This window comes from Lysinibacillus sp. RS11, from assembly GCF_042019215.1.
Taxonomy (GTDB): Bacteria; Bacillota; Bacilli; order Bacillales_A; family Planococcaceae; genus Lysinibacillus; species Lysinibacillus xylanilyticus_A.
Map to the genome: position 1 here is coordinate 2,648,888 of NZ_CP168124.1, position 13,410 is coordinate 2,662,297.

The window sequence follows — 13,410 nt, forward strand, 5'->3', positions numbered from 1 at the left end:
TAATAGGATTCTCCTGGCCAGGGGAATCCTATTTTTTTTTAAAGGAGTGTATTAGCATGAACAAAGGTGAATCCAGTTTAACTTCATTAATCTCAGCCTTTAGCAGAGCTTATCATAGCCAATTCGATACCCCTAAAATTTTTGATGACTATATAGCAAAAGATTTAATCACAGAAAAAGAATTTAATGATATTCAAACAAATATGGTGCAAGGCATACAGTTTTTCAACAAAGAAATCGCAGAAAAACTAAACGGAAATACGAAAGAACTATTGAAATGGATTGTGCAAATTCAACTCTCCCCTACGCCCTTAGCACGTGCAGCATATTGTGAAAAGGTTTTACTGAATGAAGTAATGCTAGGCTTACAACAATATGTCATTCTCGGAGCAGGATTAGATACTTTTAGTTTTAGACACCCAGAACTTGAACATATTTTGGAAATCTTTGAAATCGACCATCCAGCAACACAGCAATTTAAAAAGACAAGATTAAATGAAGCTCATTTTAAACTTCCTAGTAATGTACATTTTGTTGCGATGGACTTCACAAAAAAATTTTTACATCAAAATCTAATAAATAGCGGCTTTGACAACAATAAAACTTTCTTTAGTCTACTAGGTGTTTCTTATTATTTAACGAAAGAGGAAACTTCAAGTTTGATCGAGCATTTGTTTGCCAATTTACCATCTGGAAGCTCTATAGTAATGGATTATGCAGACGAAAACTTATTTAAAGAAAAAGGACTCTCTAATCGAGTGGACAACATGGTGAAAATGGCTGCAGCAAGTGGTGAACCGATGAAATCGTGTTTTACTTATGAAGAAATGGAAAAAATGTTAGAAAATTCAGGACTACTTATTTATGAACATTTATCTCCAAGTAACATTAATGAGCTTTACTTTGACAATCGAGAAGATTATCTAACAGCCTTTGAAACGATCCATTACGTGCATGCTGTGAAAAAATAAATTGAAATTTTGGGAGGAATTTAATGAAGTATTTGTAAAAACATCTCACAGTTTAACTCAAAATTTATCATGTCTCGGATTATAAAAACCGATGCATCAGCTAGTATCGGTTGCATGTATTTAGAAGAAAACGGTATTATAGGCTATCATCAAGCTGTAGTCCCCCAGCTTCTCTTAATTTTAGATGGTGAGGGGTATGTAAGAAATGAACAGGAACAATATTTTAAGGTCCAAACAGGTGACGCAATTTTTTGGGAGAAGGACTGGAACAAAATTGGATAAAGGATTAACTGCCATCGTGATAGAATCTGAACAATTGAATCTTACAACTTTTATGGCTTTAAAGTGAGTTACTTATTTTCAAAATATTTCTCAGGCAATTAACTATGTAAGAATAACATCGTATCATATGTTAGTAATGTAAGATGGTTTAGTCTTACACCTCCAAAGCTTCGTTACTATGGGTCACTTATAATAATAAGTGACCCTCTATAAATATACTGTTCAGGAAATAGAGTTGCTAGATAGTTAATTGACAAACTCCCAGTGGATTTCCATCAGGATCATAAAAGGTGAAAAATTTTGTCTGTCCTTCTCCATCTATTTCATTAACTCTTACATTCTTTTCAATTAATGATTGATAAGTTTCTTCAATGTTTTGCGAAATAAAATTAAAGTATTTTCCGACGCCAAAATAATTGTCTTGGAAATTTAGTGGTGTATGATTTTTTGCTTTTACTAAACATACGACCGTTTGAGATTCTTCATCAATTTTCATAACTGCCGCGCCTTCTTCTATATATAGAAGTGTAAATCCCAGTTTCTCTTCATACCATGTAGCAGATAATTCAGGATCCTTAATCGGAATAAAAATGGCTTCTACTCCTTTCAATATAGGTTTACTCATTCTTCTCCTCCTTGAATTTTTCTTTAAAAGTAGGACTCAGCTCACTCCACACATCGAATTTATTTCCATTTAAATCCCAGAAATCAAAATTTCTTCCCGCATGTCCCCTATTTTCAACTTCTCCAACTGTAATACCTTTAGCGATAAAATCTTTATGGATAGTCGTTAATGCACTTAATCCATCCACCTCAAATGTTATCGAAAAATGTTCTTCCCCATAGCAATCAATGAAATTTGAACTTTGATTGCTCATTGACCTAACAAGAAAAAAACTTTGATTGGCAAAATTTAGAATGGCTTTATCATTATCTTGATAACTACATTTTGCTCCCAGATTATTTACATACCAATCACATGACAGTTCTACATTGTTAACTGGAATATAAGTAGTTCCTATTTTTATTAACGTTTCACTCATCCCATCACCCTCTCCTATGTCCTTAGTGAATTATTCTATTTTCGGGTTTTATATCCCTTTTAAGTCAATGCTACAATTTCATCCTCACAAAATGCTAAGTTTAGTCTGGAAAACAGTGTTTGACTACAGTCTAAAATGACCAGACTCAATTCCGAGTTCTGGTCTCATAAACTTTAAAGAATCTATAACATTTTCAATCATAAATAATTTATGTGTGCGTCTAATACGTAAATCCACTATCTATTATTTTTTTATCTATATTTCTTTTTTGTAGATTAACTATACTAATAAAAAAATTGATTCTATATAATATTGAGAGAGGATTGTATAAGGTACTTTAATATCCGAGTTATTTGATTCATAAATTTTTTGGAGGATGGATATGTACTGTCGGAGATAAACTATATTCTTTAGCATGGAGGAATTTTGAAATATGGAACAAAAACAATTAACCTTATGGCGCCCTAAAGGTTTTTTTCAGTGGCTACTTACAGGCTTTTCAATAGTACTAACACTTCTTATTGCCATGATAACATATGCCATTTTTAATACAACTAATATTCTTAGTGTAGTTGGTTTCCTTGGATCGCTTGCATTGTACACTCCATGGTTTTTATTAATGCTAACATTTTTTATCATAGTGCTATTAATACTTGCTTCTTGGAAGAAAGCTAGAATCGCTCAATTTATTTCGATCCCACTATTGTTAATAAATACATTTTTAATTATAGAGCCAATTATAGAAATGGAGAACTATGCTAAAAAAGAAAATGTTCAAGTTTCACTTTACTCTCACTTTTTTTACAAATCAGAAATATCATCAACGTTTATAAAAGATATCGTATACGGAAAAACTACAGATGGCGTTGAGTTAAAGCTTGATATGTGGCCCGCCAATGAAAAATTTAAAAAAACACGTACCCCCGCTGTTATTAAGGTACATGGAGGCGGATGGGTTGAAGGTAGTAAAGGGAGTGCCCCTTATTGGAATCAATGGTTAAGTGAATTAGGATTTACTGTTTTTGATATAGAATATCGCATGCCTCCCCAAGCAGAATGGAAAGATGAGGTAGCTGATGTAAAATCTGCAATAGGATGGGTAGTAGAACATGTGGATACTTACAAAATTGATCCTGAAAAAATAAACTTAATGGGTGATTCAGCAGGTGGAAATCTAGCTATGCTTGCTGCTTATAGTATGGGTGACACAACTTTACCACCGTCCACCGATGTACCTTCAGTACCTATTAATACCGTGATTAACTTTTATGGACCGTCAGATATGACAAAGTTTTATCAGAATAACCCTAGTCCGGGCTATGTGCAAAAGGTTATGAAAGAGTATATAAGGGGCACACCTTCACAATTTCCTGATCGTTATCAAAAGCTTTCTCCTGTCAATTATATTGGTGAACACACACCACCTACCATTATGTTTTTAGGAACGAGCGATAGTCTTGTCCCAACAAAACAAGCTATAATATTGGACAGGGAACTTTCAATGAATAATGTTTCTCATGAAATCTATTATCTTCCGAAAGCTGAACATGTTTATGATGGAGTACTAGGAAGTTTGAATACCCAAATTACTTACGAGAAGCTCAAGGTATTCCTTCAGAAATATAACAAATAAAATGATACAGAAAAAATTGTAGATAAAGTTGATTTTCAAAAGAGCCCTGAATATATCAATTATGCCACGGCATAATTACTTCCGGAATCGGCTTTGTACTTAGGCCTGTACGATGCAGGTCAGTTAGCCGTTATCGCATGGATGCGATGATTTTAGGCTAACATCCCCTAAGAACGCCTTTCCGATTCCGTGACATCCACCAGAGGCTTTAACTTCTTTCAGTGGGTGTTTAGATTCCTATTGAAAGAAGTTAAAGTGACCCCTGTCAAGTAGACAAAATTTTAAAAAACGAAACGAAGTAATCTGAGCTATAAAGCCTGTAGTGGACTTTCACCACCTAGTTGTTGAGTATGCTGTTGCACATTACAAAATGACCAGACTTAGAGTTCTGGTCATTTAATTTATTGCTTTTACAATTATTGATCACTATACTTAAATGTTTTTAAGGAAATAATTAGTGTCAAAGTAAGGCATCCTATTAAGAGGAGCAAAGATTCCCCCCATAAACTAAAATTATTTAGAAATGCAGCTTTAATGCCATTTAAAAACCATTCAAATGGATTTACTAGACTAATATATTGTATAAAGTCTGGCGCCTTTTCCATTGTAAAAAATGCATTACTACAAAGGAGCATTGGAATCATCAGAACATTAGCTGTCATACTCAAATGTCCCTCATTTTTCACGAGACTTGAAATAAAAAAGCTTAAAAATACAAAACTTAACGAAGCTATTAGAATAATTGGCGTCATATATAAGAGGACTGTAAAGGAAAATTTCAGTTGATTGACGACTAAAGCGAATAAAAGCACTATATATGATAGGATAATAGCTATGACAGACCATGAACTCGAAACACTGACGATATATTTCCATAAAGGCAAGGGTGTTGCGTGCAGTAAATTATAAACGCCTCGTTTTCTTTGTGATAACGCTATAAAAGCTGTAGTCATAAATGAATAAAAAAATACACTAACAGCAATGATTCCTTCTATATAATCTCCTGAATAGTTCGGTAAAAAAATCCTTAACGCAATAATTGCAGCGAACGGCATTAAAATTGACCAAAATAGTAAATACATATCTTTCATGCTAGATTTTAAATTTAATAAAAAAACAGTTTTCATCCTCTCGCTCCTCACTTTGTTAATTCAAAAAATAAATCCTCTAAATTTTGAGTTTGATATTGCACTATTAAACCATCAGGTGAACCATTTGCCATAATTTTACCGTGATGCATAATTAAAATTCTGTCAGCTACATTCATAACCTCCAACATATCATGGGAAGAAAATAACACGGCAACGCCACTTTCTTTTAAGCGCTTAATGATATGTTGAATTTCCTTTTGCCCCCTTGGATCCAATCCTGCAGAAGGTTCATCCAAAATGACTAGCTTTGGATTATGCAAAGTTGTCACGATAATGGCTAAGCGTTTTTGCTGTCCTAGTGACAGTTTGATTGCAGGCGTTTTTTTAACATGCAGTAGATCAAAGGCTGCGAGCTTGTCATCAATCTTCTTATTCGTTAATGTAATTCCATAAAATGCAGCAAATAATTTCATATTATCTTCTACGGAATAGCCTTCGAAAAATGGTGTTGATTGAAGTTGCGTGCCTATTTCCTTTTTATAATCGGATGTCCAGTATTCAATTGTTCCACTGTCCTGAGGAACAATACCAAGAAGCATACTGATAGTTGTTGTTTTCCCTGCACCATTTGAGCCAATTAAAGCAACTATCTCACCTTCTTGAATGTCAATATTTATATGATCAACGACACACCTTGCCTTATAATTTTTCGTTAATTGTCTAGCACTAATTAGCCTTTTCATATTTTCTCTCCTCCTATCAATTTTGCCTCGACATAATTGCGTCGAGAACCAGCCAAGCTTTAACTTTCTAAACACCTGCAGAAATGATTCAACGTTGTATATTCAACGTTGACTATATGGCTATTTTTTAACTCCCTCATTCGAGAGAGTTATTTTTTTTCATAATGTCAATCGCTTGATTAACAAACTTCGATTGTACTTTTACAATTTCTAACATATTATCAAATACTAGTTGTGTTAACGCTGGCATTTCACCTTGCATAGCAATCAGTTTAGCCTCATAACCAGCATTGATAGCCTTTTCTTCATGTTCTAAAATCTTTTTCTGCTTTTCTAATGCTTCAATAGCTCTATCATTTGGTAATTTAAACGCAAATGATACACCAGAATACAAAGTTGTGGGATAAACTACAGAAGATTTTTCAAGAGCCTCGATAATCAATTCTTGCTCATGTGCCCTTCCCTTTTCTGTAATTTGGTAAATTGCTTTTTGCCTATGACCCGTCGATTCAATACTAGCCACCTCTATATAGCCATCTTTTTCAAGCTTTTTTAAGGCATTGTAGATAGAGCCGATTAGTACACCACCCCATCGTTCAGCATCATTTAATTCAAGCATTGTTTTAATATCATAGCCAGTCATTGGTTTTAGACCCAACATAGCAAGAACTAATAACCTTGTCATAATAATCACCTTTTTATATTCAACGTTGAATAAATTGACTATAACGATTCTGCATTTTTTTGTCAATAGGTTTTTAGAGGTTAAGTTAAAATTTCGGAAAAAACAAAATACAACACAATAAATATTTTTATGATATAATAAATGATATTGCACCATCAAAGGGCATGAATCAATTTTAGCTGTAGCAAATTTATTTGCTACAGCTTTTTACATTTATGAAGGAAAATCGCCAAACCTCAGTTAAAGGATGGGTTTAACCCACCAGCATCCCCCTGTGTTCAATTAAATCAATTATCGCCCAAACATAATAAAAGTGACCGTTAGTCAAAATTAATGCTTGAGATCGATTCTTTGATCCAAACCCCTATCTGCTATTGAAATAATGTTATAGGCATTTTTTGGCATATCAGCCTCCACTAATACAAATTCACTTTTATTAGGTTCAACATAAAGCACAATATGAACAATTTGAATCGTATGCTGGTATTGATCAGACAATACTTCTATACCTTCTCCACTTAAAATTGAAGTTCTGGGAATATATTTAAAGTTGCTACCATAGTTCATATCTTTATGCATGGAAAACCCTACTTCCCATTGGATTGTAAAGAAATATAGCAAGCAAAAATTCAAAACTAGTGACTTTGTTAGCTAACTTCCTCTTCATGCCCCTCCCTTTAGTTCCTTTTAACCCATCGTGCAAACACCTCTACACCAATCAACAAATGTCATCCTCAGTAATGATAATAAGTAATAAAATAGTCACATTGTAAAACTATTTCTACAATTGTATAATTTTACTATACTTTACTGAAAGTGAGTGATTCTAATTTAAATGGCGCAAAATAAAAATATGGAGAGGAATGTGACAGTTTGAAGATTTTTTTAGTTATTGTAGGGATTATTGTAGCAATTGTAATTTTACTTATCGTCGGTTTAATCTCAGCGAGCAAGAAAATTGAAAAACAGAATAAAAAAATGCGAGCAGAAATGGAAAAGGCTAACCCTTTGCCGAAGGAAAAACAGCATTTGCTTGCCTACGGTGCTAATCTCGCCCTTTACCGCTCTGAGTCGCCACGGGTACTGCAGATGAAGGTAGATCACGAAGCTTTGAAAGAAGGCCTTTCTTCATATTGGGACATTAGTAATCCGGAGGAGGCTGTTCAAACGCTGGAATGGCTGCTTTCGGAAGGGCACCGTACGAAGTATGATGAGCTTCTTCTGGCGTTGAAAACTGGCCAATCTTTTACAGAGGAGGAAGTGGGTAAATCGCAGGAATGCTATGAATCAGCCCAAGAAGCGATGATAAAGAAGCTTTCCTTTACGAAATCCGATTTTGACCGGGTGGACACTATTGCTGCCTGGGATTTTGATAGAGCCATAAATATTGCAAGATGGAGCTACATACTTGGTTATTTAACCGAAGAACAGGCATGGAGCTATATAGAGAGAGCTGCTGATGCCGCTAGTCCTTACTTCCAATCTTGGAAGGACTATTTTATTTCATTTGCATTTGGCCGAGGCATTGCTTATGAGGGTGACATCTACGACATCATTTGGAATGGAAAGGAATTGCTGGGTGAAAAGGACTCAATCTGGAATGAATTTAGCATTAAGCTACCCGTAGCAGAAAGCCGATAATTTAGTATTGGACAAGTTTATACACTTAGAAAAATGGAATATGATAAAAACTATTAGAAAAAACCTGCTAGATTTTAGCGTTTTACTTAGCTAAAATCTAGCAGGTTTATTTATTTACGAACAGCTTCAAATGTAAGTAATGAATGTTCTTTTGAAGGTTTCTTGTTGTAAACATATTCAGCGGAGCAAGTAATATCAGAAAAACCTATGCTTGTTAATATATGCTGGAATTCTTCTATTCCGTACCATCGTAACGGAAACCTTTGTAATTCTGTATCCATTAATTTACCATTTCTCCATTTTTCATATTTTAAAATGGTTAACGTATATTGATCGATCCAGTTCATTTCAACGGATTTTCTTTCTAATGCAATTCCTTGCTCTTTCGAAATCTCATAGTAGGATGAAGCAATTTCCCCTGTTCGCCAGTCTGTAGGTAAAAGCAAGTCTACAATTAGGCGGCCTCCAGGTATTAAATGATTATACATACATTTTAATGCATCCATCGCATCTTTTGAATTCTCTATTAAACAAAACGAACCTGTCGGCATTACAATCGCTTCATATATCGAGCCTAATGAAAAATTGCTCAAGTCACCTTCATATAGATTTGGTTTAAATCCTCTTTCTTTACAGCGTTTTCGGCATAAATCTAACATTTCAGGCGAGTAGTCGATTCCCTCAACATTATATCCGTTTTCAAGTAAAGGGATTAAGAAGCGTCCAGAGCCTACTCCTGCTTCAAGTACTCTTCCCTTTGTTCCGTTTAATCGTTCAAGATAATATTCAATATCTCCACCAATAGAATATCCTACCGGTTTTGTCAAATCATAAAGTTCTGTACATAAAGGACCGTAATAACTATACATAAAATCACTCACTATCAGTAAAATATAGGAAAATTATACACTTTCAATCAACATAACACAATATGACTATTTTATATGTGCGAATGATTTCAAATTTGATTAATTTGAAGACCTTCCTTCTAAAAAAGGATTTATTTTCAATCATTTCTACAATATAATGTACGAATTAACACAAATTATCAAAAAAATATTGCCCGAACGAATCAGGCATTTACTAGCAGTAGTCTTCGTTGAATCGCTTTGATTCAACTTCATCAACTAAAAGTGGAGTTCTTACTCCCAGTTATTTACGATAAAAAAGCAAGGAGAGAATCATATGAATGTAGAAAAAGTGTTTGCAGCTTTCCCATTATTAAGCTCAGAAAATCTAGTGCTGAAAAAAATTGAAGATGCACATTTACAGGAAGTATTTGCAATCTATGATAATGACAAAATCTTTGAATATTGTGGGATAATCCCTAAGCATAATATCCAAACAGTGAGTAAAATGATTGGTCATTTTGACAGGGATTATCAGAAAAAACACAGAGTAAAATGGGGCATTTTCCAAAAGTCTCAATGCGATACGTTGGTTGGCATAATCGAAGCAATGGACTTTAATCAAAAAGTGAACATGGTGACGATTGGTTACTTTTTGGCAGAGGATTATTGGGGTAAGGGCATTGCATCTGAAGCTGTTAAAATTCTCATAAAATTTTTATTTGAGGAAGTTAATATTAACCGAATACAGGCTGAGGTTATGCCTTTGAATGAAACATCCAAAAAGGTTCTCCTGAAAAATGGCTTTTTAAAAGAAGGACTTTTAAGACAAGCAACGTTTTGGTCTGGTAAAGGCGTAGTGGATTTAGAAATATACGGATTGCTTAAAGAAGAGTAAAATGGAAATCATTAAATAGATAATTTTCTTAGAGTTTATTGGCTTGAATCTAAATTTATAATATCCCCCCTCTTATCACAATAGTATTGGGCCTTTGCTGATAGACATATTACCAATTCAGCTAGGTTTTTCAACATAAACTAATAATGTCTGGCTGGCGCTAGCATTACTTTCATACAAAAAGGGTGAAAAAATGGGTGATAATCGATATTTAGAGCGGATGGATAGGGATTTTAACAATTACCATAAATTTGAGAAATGCTATTATGATCCATGTCATAGCAAAGTAGACGACTATGAAGCTGTCGAAGATGATTATGATAAAATAAAATATTACAATCATAAGGATCTCAAACAAAAACGCAAGGACCTTGATAAGAAATATAGTCAAGAACTAGAAAAAAAAAATGAAAAATAACGATCATTGTAAGGGTTGCGTTTGCAATCATTTAAAATGCGTTGAACCTGGAACATTAGTAGATGTTTTCTTATCGAATGGCAGTAGTTTTATCAACCTATTCTTCCTATATTTTGATAGCCAAAGCTGCAGCGCACACTTCCTAGAAATTGGAGAAACTGCAATGCGACTGATGATTGACTGCGAAAAAATAGAAGCCATTCGTAATTAATATCTTTCTGGCTAAAAAGGATAAAAAAGTAACAATCTAGGCTCTTCTAATCTAGAAGCAGCCTTTTTGGAATGAAATAAAACCATCACGTCCTGTGAGAATGCCTTCGTTACTTGTTCGCTGACGCTTCGCTTTCGCACAGAAAATATTTTGTCCTTGGAAAGCGCCGAGTCGGAACGGAAATCAACTATATGTTATGGTGAAGAGCCAAATTAATACATACTATCCACACGCCGAAAGAGTGATTCTATTGACTAAAGAGCAAAAACCTATTAACCACCAATATCGTAACATGCGAATAGCTTATTTGATCGCTATTGTGATCACCATTTTATTAGGCCTAGCTTCTAGAAAATTTAGCCATCTACTTCTGTCATTTGTTGCGCAGAACGCGGGGGACATATTATGGGCTATGATGGTCTATTTCGGATTTCGATTGTTGCTAGTGCGTAAGAACACCCTCCCAGCCATTGTGCTCAGCTTTTTGTTTAGCTTCGGCATTGAATTTAGCCAGCTGTATCAGGAAGACTGGATTAATCAGATTCGTGGGACATTGCTCGGGGCTTTGGTATTGGGCAAAGGTTTTCTTACAATGGATTTGATTCGATATACAGCAGGGATAATAATCGCTACTGTATTAGATAAGGTGGTACTTAGGTTTACTCTTCGAAGATAAATAAACATTATAATTTTAGAATATAAAAAAACAACTCACCTTTTTTAACATTATCATTTCACTAGGTTTTATAGTCACTTTATATTTGGATTATTATTTCACTGACTACCCGCTCCTTGTGAATTGATATATGTTTTTTACAAAAAAATGTAATTTTCGTTTTAATCCTTATTCAACTATAGCCTCCTATAGTTGAATAAGGAAATTGGTTGTCTCTATCTTTTTTTGTGATAAAAATTCGTCAGATTATTTTATTACAGGCAATGTCATCTGATTTACCCAATCCTTTATGAATCGCTCTTGATGCGAATTCAAATGAGGTAGGTTATTACGAGGAAAGAATCGATGTTCGTGACTTTCTTCTGTGTTATGAGTTAATTCTCCTGAAAAACAACTTGAATGGAAAATAATCTGAACGCTAAAAACCTTATCTCCATTCTGGTATTCTGAAAATCCTTCTTTACCTGAATAAAGACCAAACAACTTTAATTGTTCAACTATCAATCCTGTCTCCTCAAATGTTTCTCGTACAGCAGTTTCAAGAAACGTCTCTCCAGGCTCCATAACGCCCCCTGGGATGCCCCAAACATCTCGATCTTTTCGATGTTGTAGTAAAATCTGATTCTCATGTTCAATAATAATTCCACAACCTACAGTCATTAGCATGTCATTTCCAATTAACTGGCGAATTGTTTGTATGTAGTTCATCATTTCCTCCATGAATCTCTAATTTTTAATTAATATACAAAGCATTTTACTTGGGATCCTACTTCAACTATCCTGTTCCTATAATCAGCTTTAAATTTGAGTTGCATAAATCTGTTTTTCTATTGGATCCCATATGACAATCCCAACATCTTGTTTTTGATCTATAATACGAATAGTAACCGGGATATAATCAGATAAAATAGTATTTATTCTAGTGCCAACCAACTGTAAAAGACCAATCAATTCGGTATCATTTATTAAAGGTACATTAACATCTATTTTTAAATCAATTAATTTCCCATTTTCATATCGAAGTTGACCAGTTATTTTAGGATTTAAATGTTTAAAACCTTCTTGAATATCTTCTTTGAAAATTAATAATTTTTCATATGTATCTTTGTCTAAACTAAATAATGAATCTGAAGGGAATGTATAATTTTTTATATCTATATCAGTCCATTTATCTATTTTATCCTCTTCTTCAGGAATAAATGTTTCAGCTAAAAATATTCCTGGAATTATATCATTTTTATTCGATTCTTGATACAAAGTTATATAAATAGGAACATTAGGTATTTTTTTGTTATTTCTAATATCTTTTATTATAATTTCGGCTATTTCCTTCCCATATTTTTCTACATCGTTTACATTATCATCGTTAGTATCTACTTTTACTTGATCTGTATAAATTAAACCTTTATCATCCGCTACCTTAATGTCATAAAATTCATTTAAGGATATGGCTAAAGACATCCCTTCTATTTCTCCATTTTCTTTGTTAATAAAATTTTGTTCTAATACATGAGATAATATCTTAGGATTATTTTTTTCATCCTCTAAAACATCTCCAGTACTATTTTTTATAGATGGGTTTAAACCAAAACCGTCTTTTGATTTTCGATCTAACCACTGATTAATAATCTTTTCATCTAAATATTGACCTTCCTGCATATAAAATTTTTTTGTAGAAAAGTAATTTACTGATAAATTCATTAGTCCTTTCTCAATTTCATTAATATTTAATGAATTGTTCATATTACCCAGTATCAATCCTCTAGAAACATTAACCTTTGCGGGTTGTTTAATTTCATATATTTCCTTTTCTTGAATTGATGATATATACGTTTTCTCATCACTTTTAACTTGTTCCTCTCCACTACAAGAAACTAAAAAAAATAGTGGCGATATAAAAAGCAACATACTCTTCCTCATATCCATTTATTAAATACTCCTTACTAATTTTGATACTAATGAAAAACCTTTAACAATATCAGTATACCAAAATTTACTATAATTTTCATTTTCATATATGTATAGCAAATTTTTAAAACCTAAAAAAACAACGAAAGGTGTTTTTTTCTAATTTAAGCTAGCCTTTTTACTTATAGAATCGAGCAAAGCGACAACACTGCACGTTCATTTTTTCCATTTTCCAACACACGCTTCATCATCTGTTTCTGCTCACTAGTCATTAAATGATCAATAAAAATGTTTCAAACTAACTTGGTATAAATTTCTAATTTACTTATCAGATGTTTACAAATAAAATGTATTGGTGCTAA

At 33.4% G+C, this 13,410-nt stretch carries 15 protein-coding genes and 1 pseudogene; 7 read left to right on the plus strand and 9 right to left on the minus strand.

What is annotated here, in order from left to right:
- Positions 1–56 precede the first annotated feature (56 nt).
- Complete coding sequence (locus tag AB9L17_RS13525) at positions 57–971, plus strand: class I SAM-dependent methyltransferase (protein WP_375199247.1); 915 nt, start codon at positions 57–59, stop codon at positions 969–971.
- A 30-nt stretch (positions 972–1,001) separates the two neighbouring features.
- Positions 1,002–1,320 (plus strand): annotated as a pseudogene (locus tag AB9L17_RS13530) (cupin domain-containing protein).
- Between the two features lie 171 nt (positions 1,321–1,491).
- Here AB9L17_RS13530 and AB9L17_RS13535 read toward each other — a convergent pair.
- Together AB9L17_RS13535 and AB9L17_RS13540 are read right to left on the minus strand one after the other, a co-directional pair.
- Complete coding sequence (locus AB9L17_RS13535; RefSeq protein WP_068984449.1) at positions 1,492–1,878, minus strand: VOC family protein; 387 nt, start codon at positions 1,876–1,878, stop codon at positions 1,492–1,494.
- Positions 1,871–2,296: a VOC family protein gene (locus tag AB9L17_RS13540; protein WP_068984450.1), complete on the minus strand. Its 426-nt coding sequence runs from the start codon at positions 2,294–2,296 to the stop codon at positions 1,871–1,873. Before AB9L17_RS13540 ends, AB9L17_RS13535 begins: the two co-directional genes overlap by 8 nt.
- Positions 2,297–2,729: 433 nt before the next feature.
- Between AB9L17_RS13540 and AB9L17_RS13545 the strand changes: the two genes are divergently transcribed.
- The gene (locus AB9L17_RS13545; RefSeq protein ID WP_375199248.1) at positions 2,730–3,929 is read left to right on the plus strand and encodes an alpha/beta hydrolase fold domain-containing protein; all 1,200 of its coding nucleotides are present in this window, start codon (positions 2,730–2,732) and stop codon (positions 3,927–3,929) included.
- Between the two features lie 416 nt (positions 3,930–4,345).
- Here the strand turns inward: AB9L17_RS13545 and AB9L17_RS13550 are convergent, their stop codons facing one another.
- The 4 genes from AB9L17_RS13550 to AB9L17_RS13565 form a co-directional block, all read right to left on the minus strand.
- Positions 4,346–5,056 (minus strand): ABC transporter permease, encoded by a 711-nt coding sequence (locus tag AB9L17_RS13550; RefSeq protein ID WP_375199249.1) that lies wholly within the window; start codon positions 5,054–5,056, stop codon positions 4,346–4,348.
- An 11-nt stretch (positions 5,057–5,067) separates the two neighbouring features.
- Positions 5,068–5,763, minus strand: coding sequence for an ABC transporter ATP-binding protein (locus AB9L17_RS13555; protein WP_375199250.1), 696 nt, complete (start codon positions 5,761–5,763; stop codon positions 5,068–5,070).
- Between the two features lie 136 nt (positions 5,764–5,899).
- Positions 5,900–6,448, minus strand: a complete 549-nt coding sequence (locus AB9L17_RS13560) for a PadR family transcriptional regulator (RefSeq protein ID WP_375199251.1) — start codon at positions 6,446–6,448, stop codon at positions 5,900–5,902.
- Positions 6,449–6,778: 330 nt separating this feature from the next.
- Positions 6,779–7,027 (minus strand): hypothetical protein, encoded by a 249-nt coding sequence (locus AB9L17_RS13565; protein WP_375199252.1) that lies wholly within the window; start codon positions 7,025–7,027, stop codon positions 6,779–6,781.
- A 294-nt stretch (positions 7,028–7,321) separates the two neighbouring features.
- Between AB9L17_RS13565 and AB9L17_RS13570 the strand changes: the two genes are divergently transcribed.
- Entirely contained in the window at positions 7,322–8,089 is a 768-nt protein-coding gene (locus AB9L17_RS13570) for a DUF1266 domain-containing protein (RefSeq protein ID WP_375199253.1), read from the plus strand.
- A gap of 110 nt (positions 8,090–8,199) precedes the next feature.
- Here AB9L17_RS13570 and AB9L17_RS13575 read toward each other — a convergent pair whose 3' ends face one another.
- Positions 8,200–8,958: a class I SAM-dependent methyltransferase gene (locus AB9L17_RS13575; protein ID WP_375199254.1), complete on the minus strand. Its 759-nt coding sequence runs from the start codon at positions 8,956–8,958 to the stop codon at positions 8,200–8,202.
- 316 nt (positions 8,959–9,274) lie between these two features.
- Between AB9L17_RS13575 and AB9L17_RS13580 the strand changes: the two genes are divergently transcribed.
- From AB9L17_RS13580 to AB9L17_RS13590, 3 genes are all read left to right on the plus strand, one after another.
- A complete protein-coding gene (locus AB9L17_RS13580; RefSeq protein ID WP_223555521.1) occupies positions 9,275–9,835 on the plus strand; it encodes a GNAT family N-acetyltransferase in 561 nt (186 codons plus the stop codon).
- A 193-nt stretch (positions 9,836–10,028) separates the two neighbouring features.
- Positions 10,029–10,253 (plus strand): hypothetical protein, encoded by a 225-nt coding sequence (locus tag AB9L17_RS13585; protein WP_254660147.1) that lies wholly within the window; start codon positions 10,029–10,031, stop codon positions 10,251–10,253.
- Between the two features lie 452 nt (positions 10,254–10,705).
- Positions 10,706–11,140 carry a DUF2809 domain-containing protein gene (locus AB9L17_RS13590; RefSeq protein ID WP_375200795.1) on the plus strand — a complete coding sequence of 145 codons (435 nt, stop codon included), beginning with the start codon at positions 10,706–10,708 and terminating at the stop codon, positions 11,138–11,140.
- A gap of 246 nt (positions 11,141–11,386) precedes the next feature.
- On the opposite strand, the gene AB9L17_RS13595 is transcribed toward AB9L17_RS13590, so the two are convergent.
- Together AB9L17_RS13595 and AB9L17_RS13600 are read right to left on the minus strand one after the other, a co-directional pair.
- Positions 11,387–11,848 carry an NUDIX hydrolase gene (locus tag AB9L17_RS13595; RefSeq protein ID WP_375199255.1) on the minus strand — a complete coding sequence of 154 codons (462 nt, stop codon included), beginning with the start codon at positions 11,846–11,848 and terminating at the stop codon, positions 11,387–11,389.
- A gap of 90 nt (positions 11,849–11,938) precedes the next feature.
- Positions 11,939–13,066 carry a CamS family sex pheromone protein gene (locus tag AB9L17_RS13600; RefSeq protein ID WP_223555525.1) on the minus strand — a complete coding sequence of 376 codons (1,128 nt, stop codon included), beginning with the start codon at positions 13,064–13,066 and terminating at the stop codon, positions 11,939–11,941.
- Positions 13,067–13,410 lie beyond the last annotated feature (344 nt).

Coding starts and splice junctions, on each gene's coding strand:
- AB9L17_RS13525 (WP_375199247.1), top strand. CDS start 57: ATGAACAAAGGTGAATCCAGTTTAACTTCATTAATCTCAGCCTTTAGC.
- AB9L17_RS13535 (WP_068984449.1), bottom strand. CDS start 1,878: ATGAGTAAACCTATATTGAAAGGAGTAGAAGCCATTTTTATTCCGATT.
- AB9L17_RS13540 (WP_068984450.1), bottom strand. CDS start 2,296: ATGAGTGAAACGTTAATAAAAATAGGAACTACTTATATTCCAGTTAAC.
- AB9L17_RS13545 (WP_375199248.1), top strand. CDS start 2,730: ATGGAACAAAAACAATTAACCTTATGGCGCCCTAAAGGTTTTTTTCAG.
- AB9L17_RS13550 (WP_375199249.1), bottom strand. CDS start 5,056: ATGAAAACTGTTTTTTTATTAAATTTAAAATCTAGCATGAAAGATATG.
- AB9L17_RS13555 (WP_375199250.1), bottom strand. CDS start 5,763: ATGAAAAGGCTAATTAGTGCTAGACAATTAACGAAAAATTATAAGGCA.
- AB9L17_RS13560 (WP_375199251.1), bottom strand. CDS start 6,448: ATGACAAGGTTATTAGTTCTTGCTATGTTGGGTCTAAAACCAATGACT.
- AB9L17_RS13565 (WP_375199252.1), bottom strand. CDS start 7,027: ATGCATAAAGATATGAACTATGGTAGCAACTTTAAATATATTCCCAGA.
- AB9L17_RS13575 (WP_375199254.1), bottom strand. CDS start 8,958: ATGTATAGTTATTACGGTCCTTTATGTACAGAACTTTATGATTTGACA.
- AB9L17_RS13580 (WP_223555521.1), top strand. CDS start 9,275: ATGAATGTAGAAAAAGTGTTTGCAGCTTTCCCATTATTAAGCTCAGAA.
- AB9L17_RS13585 (WP_254660147.1), top strand. CDS start 10,029: ATGGGTGATAATCGATATTTAGAGCGGATGGATAGGGATTTTAACAAT.
- AB9L17_RS13595 (WP_375199255.1), bottom strand. CDS start 11,848: ATGAACTACATACAAACAATTCGCCAGTTAATTGGAAATGACATGCTA.
- AB9L17_RS13600 (WP_223555525.1), bottom strand. CDS start 13,066: ATGGATATGAGGAAGAGTATGTTGCTTTTTATATCGCCACTATTTTTT.